The 6565-nt window shown below is 69.7% G+C and carries 5 protein-coding genes; 2 read left to right on the forward strand and 3 right to left on the reverse strand.

Annotated elements, in window-relative coordinates:
• Positions 1-14: 14 nt before the first annotated feature.
• Positions 15-1952 (reverse strand): acetate--CoA ligase, encoded by a 1938-nt coding sequence (gene acs / locus A8G15_RS27780; RefSeq protein ID WP_068166380.1) that lies wholly within the window; start codon positions 1950-1952, stop codon positions 15-17.
• Positions 1953-2156: 204 nt separating this feature from the next.
• Here acs and A8G15_RS27785 point away from each other — a divergent pair, with 204 nt between their 5' ends.
• A complete protein-coding gene (locus A8G15_RS27785; RefSeq protein WP_068166381.1) occupies positions 2157-2906 on the forward strand; it encodes an oxidoreductase in 750 nt (249 codons plus the stop codon).
• A gap of 52 nt (positions 2907-2958) precedes the next feature.
• Here A8G15_RS27785 and A8G15_RS27790 read toward each other — a convergent pair whose 3' ends face one another.
• The gene (locus tag A8G15_RS27790; RefSeq protein WP_068166384.1) at positions 2959-3477 is read right to left on the reverse strand and encodes a pyridoxamine 5'-phosphate oxidase family protein; all 519 of its coding nucleotides are present in this window, start codon (positions 3475-3477) and stop codon (positions 2959-2961) included.
• A 618-nt stretch (positions 3478-4095) separates the two neighbouring features.
• Positions 4096-4914 (reverse strand): HAD family hydrolase, encoded by an 819-nt coding sequence (locus A8G15_RS27795; protein WP_068166385.1) that lies wholly within the window; start codon positions 4912-4914, stop codon positions 4096-4098.
• A 315-nt stretch (positions 4915-5229) separates the two neighbouring features.
• On the opposite strand from A8G15_RS27795, the gene ssd reads away from it, so the two are divergent.
• A partial coding sequence (gene ssd / locus A8G15_RS27800) for a septum site-determining protein Ssd (RefSeq protein ID WP_068166386.1) occupies positions 5230-6565 on the forward strand: 1336 nt, incomplete at its 3' end.

Raw genomic sequence — 6565 nt, forward strand, 5'->3', positions numbered from 1 at the left:
TGTACCCGGGCTACCTACGCGTTCCGGGCGCGGATCGCGTCGAAGACCGAGGGATCGACCAGCGTCGAGGTGTCGCCGAGTTCGCGGCCTTCCGCGACATCGCGCAGCAGACGGCGCATGATCTTGCCCGAGCGGGTCTTGGGCAGTTCCGGCACCACCGAGATCTGCCGCGGCTTGGCGATCGGGGAGATCTCCACCGCGACGTGATCGCGCAGTTCCTTGATCAGCTGATCGCCGGTGTTCTCGACGTGCTCGCGCAGGATCACGAACGCGACGATGCCCTGCCCGGTGGTCTCGTCGGAGGCACCGACCACGGCGGCCTCGGCGATCGCCGGATGCGACACGAGGGCGGATTCGACCTCGGAGGTGGAGATGCGGTGTCCGCTCACGTTCATGACGTCGTCGACGCGGCCGAGCACCCACAGAGCACCGTCCTCGTCGTACTTGGCGCCGTCGCCGGCGAAGTACCAGCCCTGCTCGGCGTAGCGGGACCAGTAGGTGTCCTTGTACCGGTCCATGTCGCCCCAGATGCCGCGCAGCATCGACGGCCACGGCTGATCGAGCACCAGATATCCGTTGCCGCCGTGGCCGAGTTCGTGGGCCTGATCGTCGACGATCTTGGCGGAGATGCCGGGCAGCGGAGCCATCGCCGAGCCCGGCTTGGTGGCGGTGATACCGGGCAGCGGGGAGATCATGATCGCGCCGGTCTCGGTCTGCCACCAGGTGTCGACGATCGGGGCGGTGCCGGCGCCGATGACCTCGCGGTACCAGCGCCAGGCCTCGGGGTTGATCGGCTCACCGACCGAGCCGAGCAGTCGGATGCTGGACAGGTCGTGGGCGTCGGGGATCTCGCGGCCCCACTTCATGAACGTGCGGATCAAGGTGGGGGCGGTGTAGTAGATCGACACCCCGTACTTTTCGATGATCTCGAAGTGGCGGTGCTCGTTCGGAGAGTTGGGAGTGCCCTCGTAGACGACCTGGGTGACCCCGTTGCTCAGAGGTCCGTAGACGATGTAGGTGTGGCCGGTGACCCACCCGATGTCGGCGGTGCACCAGTACACGTCCTTACCCGGCTTGTGGTCGAAGACGTTGTGGTGGGTGTAGGAGGCCTGGGTCAGGTAGCCGCCGGAGGTGTGGATGATGCCCTTGGGCTTTCCGGTGGTGCCGGAGGTGTAGAGGATGAACAGCGGATGCTCGGCGTCGAAGGCTTCCGGGGTGTGCCGGTCGGAGGCCTTGTCCACGGTCTCGTGCCACCACAGGTCCCGGCCGTCGGTCCAGTCGACGTCGATGCCGGTGCGCTTGACGACGAGCACGTGCTCGATGGATTCGGCCCCGGAGACCGCTTCGTCGGCGGCGGGTTTGAGCGGGGCGGGGGCGCCGCGGCGCCACTGACCGTCGACGGTGACCAGCAGCTTGGCGGCGGCGTCGTCGATGCGCGAGCGCAACGCGGAGGCGGAGAAGCCGCCGAAGACCACCGAGTGGGTCAGGCCGAGGCGAGCGCAGGCGAGCATCGCGATGATCGCTTCGGGGATCATCGGCATGTAGATCGCGACGCGGTCGCCGGCGACCAGGCCGAGATCGGTGAAGGTGTTGGCGGCCTTGGAGACCTCGGCGAGCAGATCGTTGTAGGTCAGGGCCCGTGAGTCGCCGGGTTCGCCCTCGAACGCGATGGCGACGCGGTCGCCGTTGCCGGCTTCGACGTGCCGGTCGACGCAGTTGTATGCGACGTTGAGCTGCCCGCCGACGAACCATTTCGCGACGGGCGCGTCGGACCAGTCCAGTACTTCGGTCCAGGGGGTGGCCCAGTCCAGGCGCCGGGCCTGGGCGTCCCAGAAGGCGAGGCGGTCGGCGTCGGCTGCGGCCTGCAACTCCGGACCGGCGTTGGCGGTCGCGGTGAACTCCGCGCTCGGCGGGAACACCTGCTGTTCGTGGTCCTGGGCTGCGCTGGTCATGATGCCGGGGCCTCTTTCCGGGGGGTGTGCGAAACGAATGGGCTCAAGTGAGCGTAGTCACCTGTGACGGGGATCGCATCGTTGCACAGACTTGCAACCTGGTCACTTGCGCCGATCGGTCGATGTCGAGCGACGGGTGGTCGGCTCCGGCGACGAACGGACCGCCGGTGGGAATCCGGGCCGCGACCGGTAGCGTCGACAGTCGTGACGGACCCGCTGCAGCCACTTCTCGACCTGCCCGGCGTGCGCGACGCCGCCGACCGGGCGCGCGACGCGCTCGCCGAGGTGCACCGGCACAAGACCAATCGGCGCGGATGGGCGAACACCGCCGCGGAGGCGTCGGTGCGCGCGGCGCGGGCGTCGGCAGCGATCGACGGTGGCTCGATGGACCTTCCTGCGCCCGGGGAAGCCGGCGACCCGATCCTCGCCGGGGCGCTGCGGGTCGCGCAGGCACTCGACGGTGACAGCCTCGGCATCCTGGTGGCGACGTGGAAGAGGGCGCCGCTACAGGCCCTTGCGCGGCTGCATCTGCTCGCGGCCGCGGATTTGGTCGACGACCCGGAGTCGCTGGGCCGTCCGCGGACCGATCCCGGTATCGGGGAGCGTCTCGATGCGCTCGCACAGCTGGTGACCGGCGGTACCCGCGTGCCGGCGCCCGTCGTCGCGGCCGTCGTGCACGGTGAGCTGTGCACGCTGAGCCCGTTCGGCGCCGCCGACGGGGTGATCGCGCGCGCCGCCTCCCGGCTCGTCTGCGTCTCGACCGGCCTCGACACCCGCAACCTCGGGGTCCCGGAGGTGACCTGGATGCGCCGTGTCCCGGCCTACCGCGACGGCGTCACCGCGTTCGGCCGAGGGACCGCCGAGGGCGTGGGCGCCTGGCTGTTGTTCTGCTGCGACGCCCTCGAGTCCGGGGCCCGCGAAGCGACCTCCATCGCCGACGCGTTCGCCGGCTGAACCCGCTTCGGCGGTCCGGAAGGTCTCGCGATGTCACGACGCGGCAGTCGTGTCAGGGGCGGGGCAGCGCGGCGCCGGAGGCGTAGACGGTGATCCAGTGCGGATGCAACCGGTAGTAGACCACCTCGTTGTTCCAGTCGAACATGTCCTCGCCGTAGAACGACTTGAAATAATCGAGCAGTTCGGGCCAGTCCGCGGCCGGTTCGGCGTTCACGGGGTTGAGGATCTCCACCGTGCCGTGGGTGAAGACACCAAGTTCCTCGCCACGAAGGTGCGCGGCACTCGCCGCGGGCCGCGCGGCGAGGTGGCGGGCCTTGGCGGCACCCCGCGCGGTGCCGAAGTGCCATCTGCCGTGAAGGAAGTGCCCGTCGACGCCGCTGATCCGGGGTTCGCCGCCGGCCGTCACGGTGGACAGGGCGAGTGTGCACATCCCGGTGAGCGCTTCGACGAGTTGTTCGGCGGTCAGAGTGCTCTCGCCGGTGATGATCGACCGGAGGTGTGCGGTGGACCGGGCCAGCGAGGAATCGAGGAGGGCCTGGAGTGCTGCGAGTTCTTCCGGTGTTTCCTGCATCGGGCCCCTTGTCCGTGATCGGTCTGTCCGTGATCGGTCGCTCCGCAGTCCGTGTCCGGTGCCGGACCGCAGGACCATGCTCGCACCGGGACCCTGACATCGTGTGTCAGCAATGTTCGACCCCGTCGCCCTGCGGGGTCGGCACGGTTGTGCCGGACTCGGAAGCTGCTGCGGGGGAGGGAAGTTGCCCTTGCAGACGGGCTCGGTACCCGAGGCTCCACATGCGAAGCGGGTGACGCCGCCGACTTGCGTCGGTGTCGCCACCCGCTAGCACGGACGGTCCGTGTTACACATGCGTGCTGGAATGGGTTGTGTGTCAACGACCTCGGCGATGACTCGGGTTTCGGGAGTTCGCCCTCGCAACGGGTGCGAGGATGTTCGCTCGCGATGCCCCGGATCTCGCAGGCCCACAACGCTTTTGCCCTTATAGTGGCATCGGCTCCGCGTGGGTACTCGGTGTCCGTGCTGGGAAGTCGGTACGGGAGATCGAACCTTCTCTTCCGATTCGCTCTTGGCCTTCCGGCTTCCGTAACACCATTTCTACCCCCTGTAGCCGGGGTCGGCAAGCCCCATTCGCGGTCATTTTCCGTCGAATTTCGCCGGAATCGGACCGCCGTCTCAGCGGCGTCGGCGCAGGACGGAGTACGTGGCGGCGCCGGCGACCAGGGCGGTCGCCGACACGAGCGCGCCGATCGTCGTCAATCCGCGACCGCGGGCGGTCAGCCGTCGCAGCAGCGGCACGGGCTTTACGAAAGTCAATACCGGCCAACCCTTTTCGGTGGCGACCCGACGCAACGCCCGATCGGGGTTGACCACGCGCGCGTTCCCGACCGCCTGCAGCATCGGGATGTCCGTCGACGAATCCGAGTATGCATAGCTGCGCGTCAGGTCGTAGCCGTATCGATCGGCGAGTTCTTTCATCGCCGCCACCTTCTCCTCGCCGAAACAGTAGAACTCGAGCTCGCCGGCATACCGTCCGTCGACGATGCGCATCCGGCTCGCGGTGCTGTGTGACGCCCCGAGCGCGGCCGCGATCGGCGCGACGACCTCCTCTCCGGACGCCGAGATCACCACTACGTCGTGTCCGCGGAGTTTGTGGTCGGCGATGAGGTCCGCCGCCTCCTGGAACACCAGAGGATCGACGATCTCGTGCAGCGTCTCGGCGACGATCGATTTGATCTGCTCGACGTCCCAGCCCTCGCACATCGCGGCGATGTACGCGCGCATGCGTTGCGCCTGGTCGTGGTCGGCGCCGGACATCAGGTACAGGAACTGGGCATAGGTGTTCTCGATCACCGTCCGCCGATTGAGCAGTCCCTGATCGAAGAACGGCCGGCTGAAGGCGAGGATGCTGGACTTCGCGATGACGGTCTTGTCCAAGTCGAAGAACGCGGCGATGCGACCCGCCTCGGTGGGCCGCTGTGTCTCGTCGGTCACCGCACCACAATAGGCCCCCGTCCAGCGTTTCGGCCGGTCCGAGGCGCACCGGGTCCGATCAATGCTTCAACTTGCAAATAGTCGTCGGAGCCGGTGTAGTATCGGAATTACCTGGGCGCAAACCAGGCTGTGTTCAGCCCGACCCCCCGGGGCTGAACACGACGGCCCTCGCCTCCTCCCCCCTGGCGAGGGTCGTCCCGTATCCGAACGCGGTCGGCTCATCGAGTTGTCCACAGGCGCCCGGTTCATCCACAGATTCGCCGTTCGGGCAGAAATCGTCTTCCCCGCGTCGAGGTCTCCGCGCACGCTGTCCGCATGAACGACGAGCGCACCCCGCGAATCCTCGCGCTGATCTCCGACGGCACACTGCTCGCGAGTCTGCGACGTGTCGCCGCCGCATCCGACCGCGACCTCGACGACGCACCCGTCCCTCCGACGCGGCGCAGCTGGGACGATGCCGGGCTCGTCGTCGTCGATCACGCCACCGCGACGGCGGTGGAGACGTTCCCGCGGCGGCGCGGCGTGGTGCTCGTCTGCTCGGGTGCCGCAGGACTCCCGGACTGGCAGGCCGCGGCCGCGGTGGGCGCCGAACACGTGATCGCGCTCCCGGACGACGAGGTCGAACTGCTCGCGGTACTGGGTGCCGCCGCCGAACCCGACACCGGCGGGGGCCGCATCGTCACCGTCGTCGGCGGGTGCGGAGGGGCCGGCGCCTCCACGTTCGCCGCCGCGCTCGCCTGGACCGCGGCGGACCGTGACGACCCGAACGTCCTGCTCGTCGACGGCGATCCCCACGGCAGCGGTCTCGATGTGCTCACCGGTCTGGAGGACCGCCCCGGGGTGCGATGGCCGGGACTCGCCGTCGAGGGCGGCCGGGTCTCCGCGCGCGCCCTGCGAGACGCCGTGCCGGACTGGGCACCCGGCCTCGGTGTGCTCTCCACCGACCGCACGGTGTCCGGGGAGCCGCAGCCGGCCGCGGTCACCGCGGTGCTCGACGCGGCGCGCCGCTCGGGCGCCGTGATCGTGTGCGACGTCTCGCGCAACTTCGGTCCGGCCGCCGAGGCGATGGTCGCCGCCGCCGATCTCGCGGTCCTCGTCACCCCGGCGCGGGTGGGCGGTGCGCTCGCCGCGGCCAGGACCGCCGAATGGGTCGGGGCGCGGAACCCGAATGCTGGCCTGGTGGTCCGCGGACCCGCACCCGGCGGGTTGCGCGGCGCCGACGTCGCCACCGTCGTCGGGATTCCGCTGCTCGCCGCGATGCGGGCCCAGTCCGGCCTCGCCGACGCGCCGAGCGCGCGCGGAGGTCCGGACGCCCTCGGCGCGCGACCGCTCGAAGCGCTGCTCGCCGAACCGGCCGTCACCGATGTGCTCGTGACCGCTCCGGACCGCGTCTGGGTCGATCGCGGCGCAGGGCTGCAGCTCGCACCGGTCACGTTCCCGGACGAGGCGTCGGTGCGCCGCCTCGCCCAGCGTCTGGCGCTGTTCGCCGGCCGGCGGCTCGACGACGCCCAGCCGTGGGTGGACGGGCGGCTGCCCGGGCACGGCGAGTTCGGGGTGAGGCTGCACGCGGTGCTGGCACCGGTCGCCCAGGGCGGGACGTGCCTGTCGCTGCGGATCCTGCGGCCGGCCACGCAGGGACTCGACGCCCTGC

Origin of the sequence: Rhodococcus phenolicus (assembly GCF_001646785.1) — a bacterium.
Taxonomy (GTDB): domain Bacteria; phylum Actinomycetota; class Actinomycetes; order Mycobacteriales; family Mycobacteriaceae; genus Rhodococcus; species Rhodococcus phenolicus.

Excerpts from the sequence above, each read along its gene's own strand:
- acs (WP_068166380.1), bottom strand. The coding sequence starts at position 1,952 with ATGACCAGCGCAGCCCAGGACCACGAACAGCAGGTGTTCCCGCCGAGC.
- A8G15_RS27790 (WP_068166384.1), bottom strand. The coding sequence starts at position 3,477 with ATGCAGGAAACACCGGAAGAACTCGCAGCACTCCAGGCCCTCCTCGAT.